This is a genomic window from Stutzerimonas stutzeri (genome assembly GCF_024448935.1).
GTDB classification, from domain to species: Bacteria; Pseudomonadota; Gammaproteobacteria; order Pseudomonadales; family Pseudomonadaceae; genus Stutzerimonas; species Stutzerimonas stutzeri_AO.
In genome coordinates, this window is the sequence record NZ_JAMOIE010000087.1 from 1 (window position 1) to 20,009 (window position 20,009).

General features: G+C 62.1%; 26 protein-coding genes. 7 read left to right on the forward strand and 19 right to left on the reverse strand.

Features of this window, described 5'->3' with window-relative positions; genetic code table 11:
* Nucleotides 1–38 precede the first annotated feature (38 nt).
* From NA637_RS19820 to NA637_RS19905, 18 genes are all read right to left on the reverse strand, one after another.
* Nucleotides 39–359, reverse strand: a complete 321-nt coding sequence (locus tag NA637_RS19820) for a ParB/Srx family N-terminal domain-containing protein (protein WP_256074273.1) — start codon at nt 357–359, stop codon at nt 39–41.
* The gene (locus NA637_RS19825) at nt 356–2,011 is read right to left on the reverse strand and encodes a DNA methyltransferase (RefSeq protein WP_256074274.1); all 1,656 of its coding nucleotides are present in this window, start codon (nt 2,009–2,011) and stop codon (nt 356–358) included. Before NA637_RS19825 ends, NA637_RS19820 begins: the two co-directional genes overlap by 4 nt.
* 328 nt (nt 2,012–2,339) lie before the next feature.
* Nucleotides 2,340–2,678, reverse strand: coding sequence for a transcriptional regulator (locus NA637_RS19830; RefSeq protein WP_256074275.1), 339 nt, complete (start codon nt 2,676–2,678; stop codon nt 2,340–2,342).
* 8 nt (nt 2,679–2,686) lie between these two features.
* The gene (locus NA637_RS19835; RefSeq protein WP_256074276.1) at nt 2,687–3,052 is read right to left on the reverse strand and encodes a toxin-antitoxin system TumE family protein; all 366 of its coding nucleotides are present in this window, start codon (nt 3,050–3,052) and stop codon (nt 2,687–2,689) included.
* Nucleotides 3,053–3,058: 6 nt separating this feature from the next.
* Entirely contained in the window at nt 3,059–3,460 is a 402-nt protein-coding gene (locus NA637_RS19840) for a DUF6362 family protein (protein ID WP_256074277.1), read from the reverse strand.
* Nucleotides 3,453–3,665, reverse strand: coding sequence for a hypothetical protein (locus NA637_RS19845; protein WP_256074278.1), 213 nt, complete (start codon nt 3,663–3,665; stop codon nt 3,453–3,455). The genes NA637_RS19840 and NA637_RS19845 overlap by 8 nt, the downstream gene beginning before the upstream one ends.
* A gap of 1 nt (nt 3,666) precedes the next feature.
* On the reverse strand, nt 3,667–4,128 hold the full coding sequence (locus NA637_RS19850; RefSeq protein ID WP_256074279.1) for a crossover junction endodeoxyribonuclease RuvC: 462 nt from the start codon (nt 4,126–4,128) through the stop codon (nt 3,667–3,669).
* 314 nt (nt 4,129–4,442) lie between these two features.
* Nucleotides 4,443–6,215, reverse strand: coding sequence for an AAA family ATPase (locus tag NA637_RS19855; protein WP_256074280.1), 1,773 nt, complete (start codon nt 6,213–6,215; stop codon nt 4,443–4,445).
* Complete coding sequence (locus tag NA637_RS19860) at nt 6,167–6,925, reverse strand: PD-(D/E)XK nuclease family protein (protein ID WP_256074281.1); 759 nt, start codon at nt 6,923–6,925, stop codon at nt 6,167–6,169. Before NA637_RS19860 ends, NA637_RS19855 begins: the two co-directional genes overlap by 49 nt.
* A complete protein-coding gene (locus NA637_RS19865) occupies nt 6,925–7,347 on the reverse strand; it encodes a DUF6511 domain-containing protein (RefSeq protein WP_256074282.1) in 423 nt (140 codons plus the stop codon). Before NA637_RS19865 ends, NA637_RS19860 begins: the two co-directional genes overlap by 1 nt.
* 70 nt (nt 7,348–7,417) lie before the next feature.
* Complete coding sequence (locus NA637_RS19870) at nt 7,418–9,091, reverse strand: DEAD/DEAH box helicase (RefSeq protein WP_256074283.1); 1,674 nt, start codon at nt 9,089–9,091, stop codon at nt 7,418–7,420.
* A 16-nt stretch (nt 9,092–9,107) separates the two neighbouring features.
* Entirely contained in the window at nt 9,108–9,728 is a 621-nt protein-coding gene (locus NA637_RS19875) for a hypothetical protein (RefSeq protein WP_256074284.1), read from the reverse strand.
* 2 nt (nt 9,729–9,730) lie between these two features.
* Entirely contained in the window at nt 9,731–10,606 is an 876-nt protein-coding gene (locus tag NA637_RS19880) for an ATP-binding protein (protein ID WP_256074285.1), read from the reverse strand.
* Entirely contained in the window at nt 10,603–10,917 is a 315-nt protein-coding gene (locus NA637_RS19885) for a hypothetical protein (RefSeq protein WP_256074286.1), read from the reverse strand. The genes NA637_RS19880 and NA637_RS19885 overlap by 4 nt, the downstream gene beginning before the upstream one ends.
* A 5-nt stretch (nt 10,918–10,922) precedes the next feature.
* On the reverse strand, nt 10,923–11,393 hold the full coding sequence (locus NA637_RS19890; RefSeq protein ID WP_256074287.1) for a hypothetical protein: 471 nt from the start codon (nt 11,391–11,393) through the stop codon (nt 10,923–10,925).
* Entirely contained in the window at nt 11,390–11,602 is a 213-nt protein-coding gene (locus tag NA637_RS19895; protein ID WP_256074288.1) for a helix-turn-helix transcriptional regulator, read from the reverse strand. The genes NA637_RS19890 and NA637_RS19895 overlap by 4 nt, the downstream gene beginning before the upstream one ends.
* Before the next feature lie 182 nt (nt 11,603–11,784).
* On the reverse strand, nt 11,785–12,651 hold the full coding sequence (locus NA637_RS19900; RefSeq protein ID WP_256074289.1) for a hypothetical protein: 867 nt from the start codon (nt 12,649–12,651) through the stop codon (nt 11,785–11,787).
* 100 nt (nt 12,652–12,751) lie between these two features.
* A complete protein-coding gene (locus NA637_RS19905) occupies nt 12,752–13,981 on the reverse strand; it encodes a hypothetical protein (RefSeq protein WP_256074290.1) in 1,230 nt (409 codons plus the stop codon).
* A gap of 204 nt (nt 13,982–14,185) precedes the next feature.
* On the opposite strand from NA637_RS19905, the gene NA637_RS19910 reads away from it, so the two are divergent.
* From NA637_RS19910 to NA637_RS19940, 7 genes are all read left to right on the forward strand, one after another.
* Nucleotides 14,186–14,506 (forward strand): helix-turn-helix domain-containing protein, encoded by a 321-nt coding sequence (locus tag NA637_RS19910; protein WP_011112990.1) that lies wholly within the window; start codon nt 14,186–14,188, stop codon nt 14,504–14,506.
* The gene (locus NA637_RS19915) at nt 14,503–15,414 is read left to right on the forward strand and encodes an ImmA/IrrE family metallo-endopeptidase (protein ID WP_256074291.1); all 912 of its coding nucleotides are present in this window, start codon (nt 14,503–14,505) and stop codon (nt 15,412–15,414) included. Before NA637_RS19910 ends, NA637_RS19915 begins: the two co-directional genes overlap by 4 nt.
* Before the next feature lie 17 nt (nt 15,415–15,431).
* Nucleotides 15,432–16,646 carry a hypothetical protein gene (locus tag NA637_RS19920; RefSeq protein ID WP_256074292.1) on the forward strand — a complete coding sequence of 405 codons (1,215 nt, stop codon included), beginning with the start codon at nt 15,432–15,434 and terminating at the stop codon, nt 16,644–16,646.
* 125 nt (nt 16,647–16,771) lie between these two features.
* Complete coding sequence (locus NA637_RS19925; protein WP_256074293.1) at nt 16,772–16,990, forward strand: hypothetical protein; 219 nt, start codon at nt 16,772–16,774, stop codon at nt 16,988–16,990.
* Nucleotides 16,987–17,484, forward strand: coding sequence for a DUF2924 domain-containing protein (locus NA637_RS19930; protein ID WP_256074294.1), 498 nt, complete (start codon nt 16,987–16,989; stop codon nt 17,482–17,484). Before NA637_RS19925 ends, NA637_RS19930 begins: the two co-directional genes overlap by 4 nt.
* Nucleotides 17,481–18,836 carry a recombinase family protein gene (locus tag NA637_RS19935; RefSeq protein ID WP_045531749.1) on the forward strand — a complete coding sequence of 452 codons (1,356 nt, stop codon included), beginning with the start codon at nt 17,481–17,483 and terminating at the stop codon, nt 18,834–18,836. The genes NA637_RS19930 and NA637_RS19935 overlap by 4 nt, the downstream gene beginning before the upstream one ends.
* Entirely contained in the window at nt 18,833–19,267 is a 435-nt protein-coding gene (locus NA637_RS19940; RefSeq protein ID WP_256074295.1) for a LacI family transcriptional regulator, read from the forward strand. The genes NA637_RS19935 and NA637_RS19940 overlap by 4 nt, the downstream gene beginning before the upstream one ends.
* Nucleotides 19,268–19,349: 82 nt before the next feature.
* Here NA637_RS19940 and NA637_RS19945 read toward each other — a convergent pair.
* Nucleotides 19,350–20,009, reverse strand: a 660-nt coding sequence (locus NA637_RS19945; protein ID WP_256074296.1) for a hypothetical protein, incomplete at its 5' end; no start/stop codon positions are given.

Here is a 20,009-nt window from a genome sequence, read left to right on the forward strand (position 1 = left end):
GGCGTTTTTCAAGGTAGTTGTCGCGTCGACCATGTTTTTTAGGCCGCCTCATCCAGTGCGGGTTGTTCCCGATCCGGATTGAGCATAACCGCTCCGATGGTCTCCCAGTTGCGTGTCTTACCTGACCAGCGCCCCGGGTGCCGAGCACGGGCTTGCTGATACAGCGCATGCCGTCCGTGCCCGGCCACGATGACGCCATCGCTACCGGCCAGGATCGGATTGGTGAATCCGAACTCGGCAATCGACGCGGCGATCTGCGCCACCTGATCGTCCGAGTGGGTGCGCGCGTTGCGGGCATAGGGCACCAGCTTGGCCGTCGGCCACTGTTCGATCTTGTCGGCAAACCAAGAGGCGGTCATTGCTCGGCCTCCGTGGTTGCCAGACGTTCATTGACCACCTCGTCGAAGAATTGGCCGGTGGCCAGCAGCGTGACCGGAACGCCAGGATGGTTCTGTTGGAAGCGTTTGATGGCGACATCCACGTACTCCGGCGCGATCTCGACGGCGCGGCAGACGCGACCGGTGCGTTGGGCAGCCAGCATCGTCGTGCCGCTGCCACCGAACGGATCGAATACGATGTCGCCCGAATCCGTGTAGGCCTCGATGGCGAACGCCGGCAGCGCCACCGGGAGCACGGCCGGGTGGTCGATGTCCTGACCGATCTTGCCCTTGTGGCGCATCACGCGGATCACCGAGTCGGGAATCCGGGTGTCCTGCGTCGGCTGCCCCTTGTGCGTCCAGCCGCCGACTTCGCCGTCCTTGCTGCGCATGGCCGTGGATGAGCCATCGGCGCGCAGGTGCGACTCCTGGCCTGCGTGCTTGCAGGGCACGATCTTGTTGGGCTTGCGGCTCTGCCGGTTGAAGTGGAAGACGAACTCGAAGCTCGGGGCGAAGCGTCCGGCCCAGTCGCCAGGCATGCCCGGCCCCTGATCCCAGACGTACCACGCGAAGCGCCGCCAGCCTTGTGCACGCATCCAGCCGAGCCACGCGTCCCAATACGGGATGACTTCGTTGTCGCGGTGGATCAGCCCGAGGTTGACCAGCACCTGCCCATCGTCGGCCATCGGCACATTGCCGAACACACCGCGCATCAGGCCATCCCAATCCACGATGCCGCCGGAGGTGTAGTCGCGCTGATTGCCATAGGGCGGCGAGGTGAAGCACAGGCGCGCCGCGTCGCCTTGCATCAGCGTAGCGACCACGATCGGGTCGGTGGCGTCGCCACAGATCAGGCGATGCGTGCCGATTGCCCAGACATCGCCGGTGCGGGACACCGGCAACACAGGTGCATCCGGCACGTCGTCTGCGGCGTCCGGTTCATCGGCGTCTTGTTCTCGGGCAACTTCTTCGGTTCTCGCATCGTCTTCGAGCAGTGCTGCGATCTCAGCATCCTCAAAACCGGTCAGCGTTAGGTCGTACCCGGCGTCGGACAGCTCAGCCAACTCCAGCGCAAGCAGTTCCTCGTTCCAGCCCGCATCGAGCGCCAGCCGGTTGTCGGAGATGACGTAGGCGCGCTTCTGTGATGGTGACAGGTGAGCGAGTTCAATCACCGGCACTTCATCGAGTCCGAGCTTGCGCGCGGCAGCCATGCGGCCGTGGCCAGCGATGATGCCGTTGTCGCCATCCACTAGAACCGGGTTCGTCCAGCCGTACTCGACGATGCTGGCGGCGATCTTGGCTACCTGCTCATCGGTGTGCGTGCGCGGATTGCGGGCATAGGGGATCAGCGCCTCGACCTTGCGGTACTCGACGTTGAGCGTGTTCAGAATCGGTTCCTCGAAAAAGAAAACCCGCCGACGGGGTAACCGTGGGCGGGTTCGTGATGTGTGCTGGATGGGGCGGGTGCAAACTGCAAACCCTGCAAACCTAGGTTTGCAGTCTGACGCTAAAAAAGCGCCGCGCTCGCGCCCCCCGCATTGCTTTCTGGCCGGGAAGGACCCGTCGCAACGGGTCGTGGCCATCGCGGGCCGGAAACGACGAAGGCCACAGATCGCTCCGTGGCCGTCACGCACCCAATGCTCGCAACATTAGCCGTAATACTAGCGAAAAAACCCCAGGATGTTGCACGCCCCAAAGTGACTGAAACCCGCACCGTTACGCAGGACTCTGAATGGCTTCGCAACTGTTTGCTATTTCACGAAACCTCATCCGCACAGTTCGATTGGCCGCGAGTTTTCGTCGGGCCAATGGGTTTCATTTCAGCTTTGCGGCAGAGCGCATCAAACTCAGCCATGCGTTGATCGTCGATCAGACCGATCTCCGACAGGCCTCGTGCGGTCTCGTGCATCTCTCGCAGAATCGGGCTGTTCCGCCTCTTCTTTGCCATGACCGGAGATCGCGTCATGCCGCCACGATGCGGAACTCGGTCGCCTTGACCACAGGGCGCACATGATTCTTTTCACGTTTCAGATCGACGATCCCGTAGTTGGACATCGTCTTGAGTGTGCGCGACAGGTTGCCAGTCTTGCGGCCAGTAGTTTCGGCAAGTGCGGAAATCGACTCCGGGTTAGTTTCGGTGATGACCTTCAGCAAAGCACGATTGTCATCGCTCAGCACCTCAGCCAGCGACTTCATGGACGTGAACCAGACTTTCGGTTCACTTGATTTCGGTTTGTAATCGCCCCGCGCGATGGCCAGAACCCGCTCGCGGATCTTCTCTTGCGGCATGATGCCGATCACAATCGCTTTCATCGTTTCTTCACCTCCAGCAGAACGCGGTCCACGTCTGCGAAAAAATCATTGATCAGTTGCTGCGTGTCCTTGAATTCGTAAGGCACGCCCTTGTCTGAGACATGCCGGTGCTTGTGGTCATAGGCCAGGATGCGCCCGGCGTACTTGAAGTTCTTGGGCGGCTTTACGGCGTGAGCATTGTCATACCCAAGGATTCGCTTCCCATAGGGTTCGTGCAGTGTCAACGAATACCGAATCCCGTGGGGAATCTCATCGGACATTTGGACTTGCCATGCCTCCAGCTTGATCCAATAGCCGCCCCCCTGATCTAGGATTGAGCCGTGGAGATCAAGCAAGGTATCAATCGCTGTATCTCGTCTCATGCCTAACTATATCACCTGATGATAAAGGTTGCCACCCCCGGCATTCAGCCTGGTGACCATGATATCCAGGGCCTTCTGCCAACGACGCCAGGCGGTCGTGCGGTCGCAGCAGAAGCGGCAGCAGATCTCCTTCCACGGGTAGCGCTGTGCTCGCATCCAGACGAGGCGTCGCTGTTCTTCTTCCAGCCACTGAACCCACCGCATGGTCTCCAGCATCCGGTCGATGGCAGCAGGGTCGGGAGGAAAGCGGTAGACCCGTGGCTCAGCTCCCAGGTTTTCCCAGGGCATGCGCTTGATCGCCGGCCAGCAGTTGAAGTAGCCCTGCACCCGAACCGGAGGAAGGCGGCGGGCGGTTCGTGCGGCCTCGATGAATCGGTCCGCCACAGTCTCGATCGTCCACTCAGCCATGTCGACGCTCCTTCGGCCCATACAGCCGATCGCCGATCCGGCGAAGCAGTTCACGTTCGACCCAGTCGAGCCGCGTGTCGTCGGGCGATATCACCAGGATCTTTTGGTCGCGCCAGCCCTCGCGCTTGATCTGCTCCGGATCGGGTCGCGGATCGGGCTGCAGTCGAGCCAGGGCACAGCGGTATGCGGGAGTCGGAACCTTCATCTCACGCCTCCTGCGTCTCGATCGCCCAGTGCAGGAGGGCAATGGCATCGGCTTCGTTGTCGTCGGCAGGCGTGTGGCCAAGCAACCGAACGGCACCGATCATCTGGTCCTTGCTCGCATTGCCTTTGCCGGTGGCGTGCTTCTTGATCGTGCCCACCGGAACGCCCTGGTACGGGATCTGGTGGTGCTCGCACCATGCGGTGAGGTGGGCCATGAACCCGCCGTAGGCGTGTGCTGCATCGACGCCGGCGTGGCGGCGGACTTCCTCGAAGTACACCGCTTCGATGCCATCGCAGGACTGCTTGATCTCGGTGAGCCAGCGCTTGAAGCGCAGGTAGCGCATGCCGCCACCCTCAAATCGCTGCGGCTTGAAGGATTCCGTTCCGCTGGTCACGGCGCCGTCGCGATCGCGTACTGCCCAGCCGGTCTGGGTGCCAAGGTCCAGTGCCAGGATCGAGGGCACGGATGGCCGCCGATGATCTGAGCCCGGGTGGCCGGCAAGTCCCCGACGTAGGGCAGAGGGACCCCCTGGTCCCTCTCCTACGTAGTAGGAGGGGGAGTTTTCGCCAACTGGAGAAAGGGAGAAAGTCCAGCAACGGCGCGGGTTTGCGCCAGTTGGCAAGTTGGCAGCGATGCCAACTGCCAACTGCGGGTCATCCCCTGCAATGCCTTGATCTGACTGGACTTCCAGTTGGCAGGGGTTTGCCAACTGCGGGTAGTTGGAAAGGAAATGAGTGCAGTTGGCAACGGCGCTGCCAACTGCCGATTGGGCAATATTCATGGGGCCTCCGGATCGTTCAGTTCGTCGTGATAGACCCACACATCTGGGTTCTCGACGGGCATCGAGGCGCCGGAATGCGGGCACTTGTAGTGGGTGGGGAGCACCGTGTGCTCGCGCATCGGCAGCTCGCCAGTGGCCGTGTCGACATCGCCAGCTGGCATGCGCAGCACCATGCCTTCGACGCAGAGATAGCCGAACTTGGTGCGGCCGCTGGATGGCAGACCGTAGTCAGCCGCGTTGCGGAAATACTTGATGTAGCCCTGCGTCGACAGCGCAGAGACGCGTTCGCGGATGGTGCGCTCGCCGCCCAGACCGGCCTTGCCCTCGAAAGACTCCGCGAACTGGTTGGCGGTGTAGCAGCGCCCGTTGCCGGCCTCCTCGAACAGGATCTGAAGGATCGCGTCGCGTTTGCGGCGGCGCTCGGCATCCAAGCGCTGGCCGTAGTCCTTCATCACCAACCGCTCGTTGGCGTCGACTTCCCGCCACTCACCGTTGATCTTGTCGACGTGCCGTTGCGGGATACCCGCGCCATTGCGCAGCTCGAAGATGAGCTGGCGAGTGGTGCGCGTTTCATCGGGTCGGAACAGCAGCATGCCGGTCGAGTAGTAACCGCGCAGGCTTCCTGCGCCGGCTAGTGCCTGGAACGGGTCCTCCTCAAACTGCTTCTTGCCTAGCTTCTTGGTGTGGTGAGCGAGGATCACCCCGGCGTCGGGATTGACCGCCTGGCGAATCCGCTCCACCCGCTGCGAGAGGAAGAACAGCATGGCGCCGTTGTCGTTCTCTCCGCCGGCATCGCCGCCATCGAACACGTTGCGGATCGGATCGATAGCGATGATGTCAGGAGGCTCGCCGCCAAAAGCCTTCGCGATCGCTGGGATCACCTGCGCCAGACCGGCGTCATCGAGCACCAGTCGCAACTGCGGCGTGGCGACAAAGTTGGCGCGAGCATCCAACAGCCGGTGGGACGGCAGGCGCACATCCTTCACGCGCTCGCGCAAGTAGTGGTACTGGACTTCGGCCTGCAGGTAGAACACGCGCAGCGGACGGGGTGGCTGCATGCCGAGGAACACAGCGCCAGCCGCCATGTGAGCCAGCCACGACAACAGGAAATCACTCTTGCCGACCTTGGGCGCACCGCCGAACACCAACATGCCTGCGGGCGTCAGCACGCGCGGCGAGATCAGATCCGGCGGCAGCGGCGAGTTGTCGTCGAGCAGTTCGCCGAGCGTGAAGGTGGGCAGAGAGGCAGCCACCGCCTTGACCACGCGGCGTTCGGCCTGGGCGATGAATGCCGCGCAGTCGAACCCTTCGTCGACAGCGTCTGCGGCGTCCCACTTGGGTGGCTTGTCGGTGGGCGGCACCAGGATGGCCACGGATGTGCTGCCCGCAGCCACGCAAGCACGCGCTGCGCTCTCGGCGTAGTCCCAGCCGGGTGCATCCCGGTCCGGCCAGATGACCACGGATTTCCCCGCCAACGGATGCCAGTCGGTTTTGTCGACAGGAGCCTTGGCGCCGTTCATCGCGGTGGTGGCCGCAATACCGCAAGCGATCAATGCAGCCGCACACTTCTCGCCTTCGACCAGGACGACCTCTCGCGCCCTCGAGATGACCGGGAGGTTGTAGAGCGGCCTAGGGTCGGGCGCGCGCCACATGCGGGCACGAACATCCCAGGGGCGATATTCCTTGCCCGTCGGTGGGTCGTAGCGGTAGACGCAGGCGATCAGTTCGCCCTCGGGTGACAGCGGTCCTGCCAGGGGCAGAACTTGCACTCGACATGCGTCGGTGTAGTCGCATGGCGCGGCAACAGTTCCTGGCTGTCGGTCGCCGTGATGACACGAACCGCGCGATCGGACATCCGCTGCGCCAGGCCGCCATCGAACGGCACCAGCTCGAACCAGATCTCCTCGGAGTCCTTGTTGATCGCGGTAAACAACGCCGAGTTCGTGGAAATCCCCGGGATGCTGGCTTCCATGTAGGCCTGATAGATGGCCATCTGCGCGGCATAGACCGGTTTGGATTTGCTGACGCCGTGCTTGACCGTATCCCGCCAGGACTTGTCGTTCATGGTCTTGCACTCCCACAGGGCCGGATAGCTCATTCCTAGCTCTGCGGGGCCGCCGTTCAGGACGCCATCGACGTGCCCTTGAATACGGCCGCCTGCAACGGAAAAGCCGAACTGACCGCCGCTGGCCTTTTGCGTGTAAAGATCGAATCCGGCCATGCGCAGCCAACGAATGGCCAGCTCTTCGAGAGCGTGTCCCACCTCGAAGATGCGCAACACGCGACCCGGGATGTCCCTGCCAGGATCGACAGGGGTTTGCAGATACTCGTATTGCAGCGCGCGCTCGCAGGCGACGCCCAATCGCGACGCACCGAGGTAGTTGCGACGGGATTGGTTGTCACGGTCGGCGCTTAGTGCCGCGTCGATGAGCACGCCGATCAGCTCATGGATCTTGGGACGGTGATTGAAATCCAGCATCAGAACGGCACTCCCGTCGAACCCGGCTTGCCTTGCCGGGCGAGCCGCTCCTCAAGAAAGGCGCGATCCTTTTCTGCCATCCGCTCGTGCTCGACGAGCATGTGTTCCTGGTAGGCAGTCACCACTACGTCGATCAGCATCAGCACTTCGTCTTTGCTGTAGTCCGCCAGCGGTCGCTGCATACCGATGGAGCCGACATACTCGCCAAGCGGCGCCAGGCAGGACGTCATGGCGGCGAGCTCCATATCACTGGGATCGATCATGTGACCTCCCGTCTTTTCCATGAGTCGCGAAAATGCGTTCTGGCAGCGCATCGAGCAGAACACCCAGCGGTCCGAGTAACGTCGTGGATCGCTGCGCGGCAGGCGTGGATTGAAGTAGCCGAAGCCCTTGGCCTTTCGTGAGCAGACTGCACATTTCATGGCGTACATCCCTGTACGCCACCCTTCGGGCCGCCTGACGGCGGTGCAAATGTTCTTTCCTGATCATTTGTCACGCGGCCTCCCGGTGGGCATCGTTGGCAGCCACCACGAGGCGCTGAATCGACGACTTGTTGAACTGGAAGGACAGCAGCGCCGAGGCCTGATAGCGCGTCATGCCAAAGTCGGCGCGCAGCGCCTGCGGCAGATACTGGAGTTGCTTCGCGGTCGGCGGTTCGTTCAGCCAGCGCCGGGTCTTGTGCGCGGAGTCCGCCGACTCGCGGTCGTTCAGCCAGTCGTCGGCTTTGGCCATGCAAACCGTGCGGTCGCCGACAGCCAACAAGCGTGGCTGCAGATCCTTACCTCCGCCCACGGCGTGCCAGCGGCCGTTCAGGAAGAAGACGCCACCCCAGGCGTTGAAGCCAGTCGCCATCAGTGCGTCGTCGCAGCCGAACAGGTCGCACCAGCGGAAGTTGGAGCGCTTGAGCAGATCGATCTCGGTCATCACGAAATCGGCCAGCGCATCACCTTCCTCGGTGGTCTCGTTCTCCCATACGAATCCGCACAGCGGACATTCGCGGCAGCCGAGCGGGACGGTGGCTTCACAGGACGGGCAGTCCTTGGTAGGCGCTTCGCCGTGATGCTGGTGTCCGTCGAGATTGACGTCCTGCTCCAATGAGCCGTGCATCAGCGTCGCCGTGCCGAAGTCCAGGACCACGCAATCAGTCTTGATGACGCCCGGATGCTCGACCGGATCAACGGTGCGCAGGCCGCGCCCGATCATCTGGGTCAGCGTCGACTTGTGCGAGCTCGGTCGCAGAAGAACAACGCAGGAGGTGGGCGTGAAGTCGTACCCTTCAGTCAGCACAGCCACATTGACCACGACCTGCGCGTTGCCGGATTCGTAGTCGGTCAGTCTTGCTTTTCGCTCTGCGTCTGAGAGTTCACCGTGCACGATCACGGCGGACACACCGACATTCTGAAATGCCTGGCGCACGCACTCGGCATGGGCAACGGTCGAGCAGAACACGATCGTCTTGCGGTCGCCGGCCTTCTCGCGCCAATGGCGGATCACGGCATCGGTGATGGGCGTCTTGTTGAGAATGGCCTCGACTTCCGTCATGTCGAAGTCGGTGGCCGTGCGCCGCACCCGCGTCAATTGCTCCTGCGCGCCGACGTCGATGACGAACGTACGTGGCGGCACGAGGTGGCCGGAAGCGATCATCTCGCCGAGGGTGATTTGATCCGCGACGTTGCTGAAGACCTCCCGCAGTCCCTTCCCGTCACTGCGGGCAGGCGTCGCGGTCACCCCGAAGATCTGGGCGCGCGGGTTCTTGTCCAGCACCCGATCGATCACGCGGCGGTAGGACGCCGAAGCGGCGTGATGCGCTTCATCGATCACCAGCAGTTCGAGGATCGGGATAGCCGCGAGATGGTTGTCGCGTGACAGCGTTTGCACCATCGCGAACGTGGCGCGCCCGGACCAGGATTTGTCCTTGGCATCGAACACGGACGTGCTGACGCCCGGATTCACCCGTGCAAATTTGTTCAGGTTCTGGCCGGTCAATTCATCGCGGTGGGCAAGGATGCAGGCCTTGGCATCCGGCTCAGCCAACAAGCTGCCGGCCACCGCCGACAGCATGATGGTTTTGCCGGACCCGGTGGGGCCAACAGACAGTGTGTTGCCGTGTTGGGCGAGCGCCGCCAAGGAGCGCTCGACCAGCAGGGCTTGGCGGGGGCGGAGCATCACGGCGGCGTCCCCTTTACTGTGCCCAGCTCGGGCGACCCGGCACGGAGGCACGGCCCGTGGCCTGGGCATACGCGTTCGACCCGTTTGCGGGTGCAGGCGCTTTCGCCGCTCCCTGCGCGCCACCCATGAGGGCGGCGTAGTCCTTGTGGTCGGGCGTGATCGCAGCCTTGATCACGCTCTTGTCCTGGCCGTTCTGGTCTTTGTCCCAGTCGACCTTGCCGAGAAACTCGATGCCATCGAGATCGGCAAACCCGCTGATGCGGCGCGCGTTCTGCGCGGCAGGACTGTTGTCGCCAGGATGAACGCCGCGCGCTGAGTTGAGGATCGCCTTGACGAAGGTGCGGCCCATGTTGGCCCACTCAGGGCCTTTCGGGCTGTGCAGGCCGATCAGCGACCACATCTTGCGACGGGCCCATTTGTTGTCATGAAGAGGACCCTCCATCACGACGAACTCGCAGTTCAGGTACACCGAGCCGGTGTTGTCGTTGCGGGTGGCGTAGCCGCCGGTCCATCCCTGCGACGGATCATCGAAGCCACCCGGCTTGATGGTCATGCGGACACGCACCAGCGTGCCTTTGGGGATCAGGTCGAAAGAGGTCTGTTCGGAAGCGGAATTGAAATCGAAGTAGGTCATGATCAGGACTCCTGAGTCGAAGTGGATTCGGGGATGGCAGCGGGCGCGGGGCGCGCGAAATCGAGCCGTTCGGTAGCGGGCCTGGCCGGGCCGGCGATCTTTTCCATGAGGCGGCCGAGGTGCGGCTCCTCGATCGGATCGAGCCGCCCGGAGCGGTCCTTGGCGGGGTAGCCCCATGCGTTCAGCGTGTGGCAGACGAAGGCGCGGTAACTGGCGCCGTCATCGGCCTTCAGCTCAGCCAAGGTGACGACCTCATCGACGATGCCGGGCAGTTCGAGGCCGGTCTTGGAGCCGTCGATCTGCAGCGAGAACACGCGGCGATTGAAATCGTCGAGGCGCTCGTCGAGGATGCCGACGAACCAGACGTTCTTGCCGCGCGTGTGCTGCAGGTGGGTCAGCCAGGCGATCATTTCCTGGCCCATCAGCCCGTATGCACCCCGGCTGTCGGGTTTGCCCGTCTTCTCGGAGTAGGCCTGTGGCTGACCCTTGCACCATTGCAGGCACAGGCGACCGGCCACGGTGATGGAGTCGACAAACACGGTGTCGTACTTGTCCAGCACGGCCGGATCACCGAAGCGCGCGCATACGGCATCGAAGTGGGCTTGGCTGAACGGCTGGTCGTCGCGCAGCGCCGGGTTCGGTCCACCGATGTACACCGCGAAGTCACGGCACTCCTGCCAAGTGCGCGGGCGGATCGTGTCACCCGCCCAACCCTCGACCGCGAGATCACCAGCCTCAAGATCAAAGAACAGCGTGGCAGTGGGTTTCAGCGTCCAGAGTTGCGAGGTTTTGCCGATGCCGCTCTTGCCGACGAGCACGCCTTTCACGCCACGGCGCTCGGCCAGGCGCTGGTCTGCAGTAATGATGGGGAGACTCATTTGCCGGCCTCCTCGGTGCTGATGTTGGCGAACGCGTCAGCAACGGTGGTCATGCCGAGTGTGCCACGCTTGCGGGCCATTTCGTACAGGTCGCGTAGACCACTCAGGCGTCGATGGATAACGCGGGTTTCGGACTCCATGCCCTGGATCGCGAATGCCACGTCATCGATGGTGGCGTCCTCGAGGCGACGCACGACTTCGTCGGGGCGGTTGCCGTCCAGCGCTGGGATGCGGATGGTTTCGGGCAGATCCCGCAGGTACATCTCCGGCTGTTTGCGAAGCAGTTCGAGCAGCGTAGGTTTGGTTTTCATGGCGATTACTCCTGAAGCAGAGCGAGACGAAAGCCCGGCTTGCCGGTCTTGAGGGTGCGTGCCGGGGCGAAGGCGCTCTTGAGCGACTCAGGCCACGCGTTGAACTTGGTTTCCGAGATCCGGTAGCTGGTGTCCACGTACTCGGATGGGTCATCACCGTTGGCTGCAATGCGACGGGTGATCTCGGCGAGCCGTGTCTGATCCCAGTCGACTTTCTTGGGAAGATCGGCGGTGATGCGGACATGGCCGTCGTCGAAATGGACGACGCCGGTGTCCTTGCCTGCCGCCAATCGCAGCTGGTGTGCGCGGTCGGCGTACTTGAGATCCAGTGCGCGATCGACGTGCTCGACGATCGCCTTGGCTGCAGCCAGGAGATCAGCGGCATCGTTCTTCAGCTGGAACAGCGATTCGCTGGCAAGCGCAGCGAGCTCGCCGGCAGGGGTGGTCAGGACCTCGTCGGGGGAGATGCGGTTCATAGGGCGCCTCCGGCATTAACGCGTTCGGAGGTGCTCTTGCGCAGGCTCTCTGTCTCGTAGGCTTCGATGTCCTCGATGCGGTACAGGACGCGGCCTTGGAGCTTCAGAAATACTGGGCCGATGCCTTCAGAGCGCCAGCGTTCAAGCGTTGCTTCGCTGACTCCCCAACGTTCGGCCAACTGGCCTTGATTCAGATGTTTGACACTCACGATGCACTCCTTCTGGTTGTTGCGAATTCGTGAGGTCAGTTTCGAAGTCGGCCTGTACGGGCGTCCGCCGCCGCCATGTACGGGCTGGTGTGCGGGCGCAGCCGCTGAGGGGAAAAGCGGGGCCCAGAAAGCAAAAAACCGCCCGAAGGCGGCTGTGCGTGGTGCTGCCAACTGGTGGCTGGTCAATCTCGGCGGAAGCCATACTTCCCCTTCTCAGGGTTGTCGATGTAGTCCTCCCAGTCGGTGTTGCCACTGAACAGGTTCTGCATGCGCTGACTGCGCGCCGTCTTCTTGTCGGCATAGGCTGCGTCGAGAATTTCAGCGGCTGAGAGAATCCACCTGTCGTTGATGGCCTGCTCGAACATGTAGCGGACGGCTGCAGCCTGACGCTCGCCCTTGATCGTCCAGGGCTTGGTCTTGGTGCGGATGGTCAGCGTGTTGGTGTATTCGTCAAAGTGCACCGGCAACACGGGGCGGATCGCGCCATCGGGCGGAGCGGCCAGGATGCGATGCAGAAGATCCATGTCGATGCACGGCGTGGCGACGTAGTCGACGATTGCAGCTCGTAGCGATGCGAATCGGTAACTGCGAGGTGGGCGCACAAACTGCGGCAATACGCTGCCAGACGACAAGACCAGACCCTGGTCAGGAAGACTTGTCTGGCTGAAGTGGCGGAACACATCTTCGACGGAGTGCGCCAAGCCGCGAACGAGCCAGACGTCTGTCAAGGCGTGCCCGATTCGAGCCTTTCCCAAATGCCAAAGGGCATCGTCCAGAAGCGGCGCATCGATCCCTTTTCGCAGAGCCTGCGCGATACCCAGGAGATCGGCAATTGTGCTCAGGATTGCAGCTGGCCGAACGCTGTAGACGGCGACTTCGGCGGCGGGGACAAACTTCCACCGAAAAGTCTCAGGGCAGCGGTAGCGATATCGATCAGCTTGGTCATCTTCAGTCAGGTCGACTTGAACGAGATCGTCATCAAGCGATGCTGGGTAGCTCCCGGCGTAGCCGACGCAGTCGGTCCACTGCTCCAGCAGCTTCGGCGTCAAAGATGTCCGTCCAAGAAAACTCCACCCGGGCAACCCACGAAGCCGCTGTCCGTCGCCATCGGCAATCGGCTGCCCAGACTGCTCGAACAGGTCGATCAGCTCAAGCAGCGACTGCGTCGGCAGGGGCTTCGACGACATGGCCAATCTCCTTCACCAGATGCCATTTGGCGAGCAGGCGATCGCACAGCGCCCGGTCCTTTTCCCGCTTCGTCTTGATGTTGCACTTGTTGTCGTCACGCAGGATCACGGTGATCGTCCGCGCGCGGTCCTTGCCGACCTTTTTCAGCTTGATGGACAGCTTGGCGTAGTTCAGGTGGTGATCGCGGAAGTCGAAGGTGGGGCTGATCAACGACCGAGCAGCGGCGTAGATGTCGTCGACGTCCTTGGTCCAGATTTTCACGAGAAGCGAGCGGCCGTTTGCAGCGGAATAGCCGAGCTCGACGGCCTTGACATAGGCCACGGGCTCGCCAGCCAAGTCGAAGTTTCGCGGCGCCGCCAGGCTCTGGTAGTCGTACTGCTTGAGCGGGATCTTCTCGCCGGTGATGGGCGATTGCAGCAGGGAGTCGGCCACGATTCGGGCCAGCGCTTCGCGCCCATCCGTATCCTTTGACAGCACCTCCAGGTGTCCATTGGCCGGCTCATAGGTGATGTGCGATGAAACCGCACGGATCACCTCTTGTGGCACCAGTTCGCTGGCCTGCACGCAGTCGATGATTTCCGGTGGGCGGTTGTGGTGGATGCTGATCTGGTAGAGGTCCACGTCTTCGCCGGTCTGCGTATCGGGCCGCAGGCGCTTGAAGATCTGGATCGCGACGGCGTCATCGGAGCACCCGAGTTGTTGGGCCACGGTCTGGTGGAACGCCGTCTTGGCAGCTGCATCGTCGAGTACAGCAAGGTTGGCGGGCGCCATGAAGCCCGAGTAGCAAGAGGCGCTTTGCCGAAACACGTCGGCCTGCCGGGCGTTCAGCGCTTCCTCGAAGAGCGCGGGCTCGTTGATATGAAGCCACAGCGCCCGCTGGTACTGGTTCGGGATCGCAGCGAAGGCTTCCCGGGCGGCGTCATCGAAAATGTCGTCCTTGAAGCCGTCGATGACGTCCTGGCCGGCGCCGTCCGACAAGAGCACGATTCGTTCGGCCACTTCCTCGATCCGCTGCCGCTCGCCCACCCCAAGAGCCGCGAGCACAGCTTCCATCGGTTCACGCTGCTCTTTCTTGGGCTTCTTGGCGTCCACATCCGGCATGGCCAGACCGAATTCATCCACCATGAATTCACGGAACACCGCCGGCGGCAGGTGGCCCAGGAGCTTGCTCAGGTTTTCTGCATCGTTCATCTACTTACCCCTCAAAGGTTTGGATCGGCTTGTTATCAGCCTCGACGGCCCCTTCTTCTTGTTGGGGTGTGCAGACCGATGGCGTTCGGTGTACCGAACGATTCGGATTGTCGCGGAGCGGTTAGGGGTTTGTCAAGCAGGTACGAAAACGTTCGGCGTAGTGGTATTATGTTCGGATTGAAGCCAACAAATGAGGAAATACCGGTGCCATCGCCCCTGGGGGACAAGATCCGCGCATTGCGGAAGCAAAAGAAGCTCAGCCTGGAACAGTTGGCCGAACTGACCGACTCCAGCAAGAGCTACATCTGGGAACTGGAAAACAAAGACGATCCGAAACCATCGGCCGAGAAGATCGGCAAGATTGCCACCGTCCTCGAGGTCACCACGGAGTTCCTGCTGACCGAGTCGGCAACCACCCCGGACGAGGAAGTGCTCGACGAGGCCTTCTTCCGTAAGTACAAGAACATGTCCGAGCCGGACAAGAAGAAGATCCGCAAGATCCTCGATGCCTGGGAAGATGAATGACGGACGCGAAAAAGCCCATGGCCGAGGCCAACCGCATCTCGTCCATGCTCAACACGGTGCTCGGTGCGGATCGCTTTCCGGTCAAGGTTGACGAGCTGGCGTTGGAGTATTCTCGCCAGTGCTTTGCAGACTCGCCGATCGACACGGTTCGGGGCGAGGATCTCGACGGTTTTGATGGTTTGCTGAAGGCCAACAAGGCGCGCTCGAAGTGGCTGGTCCTCTACAACAGTGCCACCCCGTCAGAAGGCAGAAAGCGCTTCACGATCGCGCATGAGTTCGGCCACTACATCCTGCACCGTCACCAGCAGGACCTCTTCGAATGCGGCGACGACGACATCGAGACGGGAGACAACAACGAGCGCGACATCGAGGCCGAGGCGGATTTGTTTGCTTCGACCCTGCTGATGCCGCTGGACGACTTCCGGCGGCAGGTGGACGGTCAACCGGTCAGTTTCGATCTGCTCGGCCACTGCGCCGACCGCTATGGGGTATCGCTGACAGCTGCTGCCCTGCGCTGGACCGAGATCGCGCCCAAACGAGCGGTGCTCGTGGCCAGCCGCGACGATCACATGCTCTGGGCCAAGTCGAACAAGGCGGCGCTCAGGTCCGGCGCCTACTTCGCGACGCGCAAGAACACCATCGAGCTACCGCACGATGCGCTGGCGCACAGCTACAACGCCTTTGACATGTGCGACAACCGGACGGGGCGCGCCCAGTCCTGGTTTGCCCGTGAACCTGCCAGCATGCCGGTCACGGAAATGACGCGCGTCGCGGGTCAGTACGACTACACACTGACCTTGCTACTGCTGCCCGAGGCCGAGTGGCAGGGAGCGCGGCACGATGATGAGGAACCGGAGGAAGACACTTACGATCGCTTCATCCGCAACGGCCAGTACCCGGTGCGATAGCTCATGGTGGATCGATCATGAGCGCCCACAAGTGGCAATTCGCTTCCCGTTTTCGCCGGCATGCATTTGGCTGGCGCTCCGACACGCCGGTACAGCGGATCAAGGAAGCCATCACGGAGATCAAGCAGGTCGCCCGCAAGGAGCCTGTAATCGCAGCTGAGGGAGCCATCACCCTGCTGGAAAAGCTCTCGCCGGCGCTGGAACAGGTGGACAGTTCATCGGGCGCACTGGGTTCGGCCGTCAACAAGGCCATCGATACCCTGGTGCCCATCATCGTCAAGGCTGACGTCGAGCCGAAGCTGCGACAACGCTGGCTCGAACGCTTGTGGCAAGCGCTGCAGGACGACGAGATGCCCTACATCGAACTGCTCGGCGATTATTGGGGCGAGTTGTGCGTAACGCCGGAACTGGCGTCGCACTGGGCCGATGAGTTTTTGCCGGTCGTCGAGAGCGTGTGGAGCCCGAAGGCATCCGGACATGGATTCTTCAAAGGCACCAGCGCTTGCCTGGCATCGATGTGCGTGGCGGGCCGCCACCAGGAACTGTTGGCGTTGCTCGACAAGGCGCCGTTCAAGTGGTGGCACGATCGGCGCTGGGGTGTGAAAGCGTTGTCGGCGATGGGCAGGAAGGCGGAGGCGATCCGCTACGCCGAGGAGTCGCGCGGTATCAATGATCCTGGCTGGCAGATTGCCCAGGCCTGCGAAGAGATCCTGCTGTCCTCCGGTTTGCTCGACGAGGCCTACCGACGCTATGCCATCGAGGCAAATCAGGGCACAACGAATCTGGCAACGTTTCGCGCCATCGCCAAGAAGTATCCCCACAAGCAGCCGGAAGAGATCCTACGCGACCTGGTGGCCAGCACGCCTGGGGCCGAGGGCAAGTGGTTCGCCGCTGCCAAGGATGCGGGCCTGTTTGATGTGGCGATCGAGCTGGGTACGCGCAGCCCGACCGATCCACGCACGCTGACACGCGCTGCCCGTGACTACGCCGAGAAGCAGCCAGCATTCGCGCTGGCGGCGGGACTGGCTGCACTGCATTGGATCTCGCGCGGCCACGGTTACGAGATCACCGGCGGTGATGTGCTCGATGCGTATGCGGCGGTGATGCAGGCGGCCGCCGGCGCGGGTGTGCCTGCCCATCGCATCAACGAGCAGATCCGGGCGATGACCGCCGGTGCGCAGCCCGGAAACTCGCTTATGAGTACGATCCTCGCGCGTCATTTGTCGAGCTGAACGGGACCCGCTTTCCGCAATAGCCCGCACCAGCCCGCACGCCTTCGAAACTCCCTCATGGTGTCGGCGGCAGTCCATCCGGACAATTTCACTGCATCTGAGTTTGACGGAAAGGACCGCTACCCATGCATCAAATCAACCATCTACCGCCCGAGCGGATGACGCCGGAGCAGCGTCGCCACGAGATCGCGTCGTTGCTGGCCAACGGCCTGGCACGCATGCGGATCTGCGTCGCGGAACAGTCCGCACACGTCGCCGAAGCGAGCGAGTTTGAGCTTGGCTTCTCTGGCAACCAGCGCGTTCATTCAGACCCCGTCAACAAGACAACTACGGAGTCCAAATGAGCACGTCACTTTCAACGCCGCCATCGGTGGCAGCACAAATCGCCAGGTTGCCAGAGCTGCCCATGGCAGAGATCCGGGCGCTCTGGCAGAAGCTGGTCGGCGGCGACACGCCCACCCACAACCGCCAGTTCCTTGAACGCCGCATTGCGTACCGGCTGCAAGAGGCAGAGTTCCGCAAGATCGACGCCAACCTGCTGGATCGGAATCAGCGTCGCATCGAATCCCTGGTGGAAACCGGCAAGGTGAAAAAGCGCGATCGCGATTACCGTCCGGCCGCCGGCACCGTGCTGGTCCGGGAATACAAAGGCGTCGAGTACCGCGTGATCGCAACCGCCGATGGTCAGTACGATTTCCAAGGCCGGATGTACCAGAGCCTCTCGATGATCGCCCGCGAGATCACTGGCATGCGCTGGTCCGGGCCCCTGTTCTTTGGGCTCAGGCCGCCATCCAATGCCAAGACTAAGCCGTCCACCAAGAAGCGAGGTGGACGATGAGCGAAGTCTTGAAGCGCCGCATGCGCTGCGCGGTCTATACGCGCAAGTCCACCGACGAAGGACTCGACCAGGAATACAACTCGATCGATGCCCAGCGCGACGCCGGTCACGCCTACATCGCCAGCCAGCGCGCCGAGGGCTGGATTCCAGTAGCCGACGACTACGACGATCCGGCCTTCTCCGGTGGCAACATGGAACGTCCGGCGCTGCGCCGCATGATGGCGGACATCGAGGCCGGCAAGATCGACGTGGTCGTCATCTACAAGATCGATCGCCTTACGCGCAGCCTGGCGGACTTCTCCAAGATGGTCGAAGTGTTCGAACGCTATGGGGTGTCGTTCGTGTCGGTCACCCAGCAGTTCAACACGACAACCTCGATGGGTCGGTTGATGCTGAACATCCTGCTGTCCTTCGCCCAGTTCGAGCGCGAGGTCACCGGCGAACGCATCCGCGACAAGATCGCAGCCAGCAAGCGCAAGGGCATGTGGATGGGCGGCGTGCCACCGCTGGGCTACGACGTCGAGAACCGCCGACTGGTGCCCAACGAACGCGAGGCCAAACTGATCCGGCACATATTCCAGCGCTTCGTTGAACTCGGCTCCAGTACGGCGCTGGTCAAGGAGCTGAAACTGGATGGCGTGACGTCGAAGGCGTGGACCACGCAAGACGGCAAGACCCGCGAGGGCAGACCGATCGACAAGGGCCACATCTACAAGCTCCTCAGCAACCGGACCTACCTTGGCGAGTTGCGGCACAAGGACCAGTGGTACCAGGCGGAGCACCCGCCCATCATCAGCCGCGAACTGTGGGATAGCGTCCACGCGATCCTGGCCACCAATGGCCGGGTGCGAGGCAACGCAACGCGGGCAACCGTGGCGTATCTGCTCAAGGGCATCGTGTTCGGCAACGATGGTCGGGCACTGTCGCCGTGGCACACGACCAAGAAGAATGGCCGTCGGTACCGGTACTACGTGCCTCAGCGTGACGCCAAGGAGCACGCGGGCGCCTCAGGCCTGCCTCGCTTGCCGGCCGCCGAACTTGAGTCGGCGGTACTCGACCAATTGCGCGCGATCCTGCGTGCCCCGAATCTACTCGGCGACATGCTGCCGCAGGCGATCAAGCTCGATCCAACCTTGGACGAGGCGAAGATCACCGTGGCCATGACCCGGCTCGACGCGATTTGGGATCAACTTTTCCCGGCCGAGCAGACCCGGATCGTGAAACTGCTGGTCGAGAAAGTCATCGTGTCACCCAACGACCTCGAAGTGCGGCTGCGCGCCAACGGCATCGAACGCCTGGTGCTGGAGCTGCGCCCCGAGCCGGTCGAGCAACAAGTGGAAGCACTGGCATGAGCGACATCCGCATCCAGAAGACCGGCGAGCCCGACATCCTGCAGACCAGCGACGGCAGGCTGACCTTGTCCGTGCCGATCCAGATCAAACGCCGCAGCGGCCGCAAGCTGGTCACCTTGCCAAACGGCGAAACCGCGCCGGTTAGACCGTGGGACGTAGCACCGACCTCCATCCAACTGGCGCTGGCCAGGGGCCACCGCTGGCTGGCGATGCTGGAGTCAGGAGATGCGAAGTCCTTGAAGGAGATCGCCACGCGGAAAGGAATCGACAACAGCTACGTCAGCCGGATGGTCAACCTGACCACGCTGGCACCCGACATCGTGGCGGCCATCCTGGACGACGCATTGCCGAACCACGTCACGCTGTTTGATCTGGCGGTTGATCCGCCAGCGCTGTGGGATGAGCAGCGGGCCAGGCTTTCAGCTCGATAGGCCTCAATCTGTCACTGACGACCATTGCGGGAGGGAGATGTCCGGTGTTTGCTTGCAGTACTGGGGGATCTTCGGAAAGCAGTCATCCAGGACTAAGTGCCACGGCGCGCCATCCATATCGCTCTTCCTTAGGATGCTTGGCATAAACCAGTACTGCGGCTACGTCATTAACATCCGCTGGGACGCTTTCAACTAGATGCGGAGGAACAAAGCCATCGTCGACAAACGCAAATCCTTTGGCGTTCCGCCTCAGGTGACCATTTGCCACCCGTACATCAACATCTGGACGCGGGCCGGGCGCAACGGCGAATATATCCGTTCGACCCGTCTTTTGGTTTTGTGTGGTCCGAAAAGAAACGCCCTGGCCTAAAGATGGAGGTTGAGATCCGACCCAGGCACTGTCGTCGATTCCAACTTCGATGTCGCGATTGATGAAAATCTTCGTACGCTGTTCTTCTGATGCCACGCGTGAGACGATGCCAGATCCAGCATCTGTGCAGTCCCACTTTGATCCTTCCGGACGCGCTGCAATTTGGACTATATCCTCGCGATTGCTTTCCAACTGCTTGCCAACAACGAGAGTTACAGGGTCGCCAATTTTAAAGGACGAGACACGCGCACCCCGTCCTACGATACTGACGGATGTGCCGCCGTTCGCTCGCACAGAAAACCTCGGAAGGGGCCTTATCTTTCGACCTGGTGGCGCTTCCTTTTGCTGGTGTGGCACGATCACGCCTAGATA

Excerpts from the sequence above, each read along its gene's own strand:
- NA637_RS19835 (WP_256074276.1), bottom strand. The coding sequence starts at position 3,052 with ATGAGACGAGATACAGCGATTGATACCTTGCTTGATCTCCACGGCTCA.
- NA637_RS19870 (WP_256074283.1), bottom strand. The coding sequence starts at position 9,091 with ATGCTCCGCCCCCGCCAAGCCCTGCTGGTCGAGCGCTCCTTGGCGGCG.
- NA637_RS19875 (WP_256074284.1), bottom strand. The coding sequence starts at position 9,728 with ATGACCTACTTCGATTTCAATTCCGCTTCCGAACAGACCTCTTTCGAC.
- NA637_RS19915 (WP_256074291.1), top strand. The coding sequence starts at position 14,503 with ATGACGGACGCGAAAAAGCCCATGGCCGAGGCCAACCGCATCTCGTCC.
- NA637_RS19880 (WP_256074285.1), bottom strand. The coding sequence starts at position 10,606 with ATGAGTCTCCCCATCATTACTGCAGACCAGCGCCTGGCCGAGCGCCGT.
- NA637_RS19845 (WP_256074278.1), bottom strand. The coding sequence starts at position 3,665 with ATGAAGGTTCCGACTCCCGCATACCGCTGTGCCCTGGCTCGACTGCAG.
- NA637_RS19920 (WP_256074292.1), top strand. The coding sequence starts at position 15,432 with ATGAGCGCCCACAAGTGGCAATTCGCTTCCCGTTTTCGCCGGCATGCA.
- NA637_RS19885 (WP_256074286.1), bottom strand. The coding sequence starts at position 10,917 with ATGAAAACCAAACCTACGCTGCTCGAACTGCTTCGCAAACAGCCGGAG.
- NA637_RS19925 (WP_256074293.1), top strand. The coding sequence starts at position 16,772 with ATGCATCAAATCAACCATCTACCGCCCGAGCGGATGACGCCGGAGCAG.
- NA637_RS19865 (WP_256074282.1), bottom strand. The coding sequence starts at position 7,347 with ATGAAATGTGCAGTCTGCTCACGAAAGGCCAAGGGCTTCGGCTACTTC.
- NA637_RS19940 (WP_256074295.1), top strand. The coding sequence starts at position 18,833 with ATGAGCGACATCCGCATCCAGAAGACCGGCGAGCCCGACATCCTGCAG.
- NA637_RS19935 (WP_045531749.1), top strand. The coding sequence starts at position 17,481 with ATGAGCGAAGTCTTGAAGCGCCGCATGCGCTGCGCGGTCTATACGCGC.
- NA637_RS19860 (WP_256074281.1), bottom strand. The coding sequence starts at position 6,925 with ATGCTGGATTTCAATCACCGTCCCAAGATCCATGAGCTGATCGGCGTG.
- NA637_RS19930 (WP_256074294.1), top strand. The coding sequence starts at position 16,987 with ATGAGCACGTCACTTTCAACGCCGCCATCGGTGGCAGCACAAATCGCC.
- NA637_RS19840 (WP_256074277.1), bottom strand. The coding sequence starts at position 3,460 with ATGGCTGAGTGGACGATCGAGACTGTGGCGGACCGATTCATCGAGGCC.
- NA637_RS19820 (WP_256074273.1), bottom strand. The coding sequence starts at position 359 with ATGACCGCCTCTTGGTTTGCCGACAAGATCGAACAGTGGCCGACGGCC.
- NA637_RS19890 (WP_256074287.1), bottom strand. The coding sequence starts at position 11,393 with ATGAACCGCATCTCCCCCGACGAGGTCCTGACCACCCCTGCCGGCGAG.
- NA637_RS19905 (WP_256074290.1), bottom strand. The coding sequence starts at position 13,981 with ATGAACGATGCAGAAAACCTGAGCAAGCTCCTGGGCCACCTGCCGCCG.